Origin of the sequence: Latilactobacillus graminis DSM 20719 (genome assembly GCF_001436415.1) — a bacterium.
GTDB classification, from domain to species: Bacteria; Bacillota; Bacilli; order Lactobacillales; family Lactobacillaceae; genus Latilactobacillus; species Latilactobacillus graminis.
The window spans coordinates 1-217 of record NZ_AYZB01000069.1; the positions used below are offsets into that span (position 1 = coordinate 1).

Annotated in this window: 1 protein-coding gene; it reads right to left on the reverse strand. The window is 42.9% G+C overall.

Translation table 11 applies throughout. The features are described 5' to 3' along the window. Positions 1-191, reverse strand: a 191-nt coding sequence (locus tag FC90_RS09535; RefSeq protein ID WP_235804330.1) for a hypothetical protein, incomplete at its 3' end; no start/stop codon positions are given. Positions 192-217: the final 26 nt, after the last annotated feature.

Genomic DNA, 217 nt, shown 5'->3' on the forward strand with positions numbered 1-217 from the left:
CCCCCCGCTCTTGTCGCAAGTTCCCTTGGCGAAAGTGGCTTTAGAATGCTCGAGGTGATATGATTATCATCTTTTTGCGTACTACTTACTGCTTCAGCCGCAAATGCAGCTGTTGGAGAGAAGGTTTGCGCAACCATTGCGCCAATGGTCAGAAACGATGCAACCTTACTCTTAATAAATTTTTTTAACACGATGTATCCCCATTTCTATTTTTTTT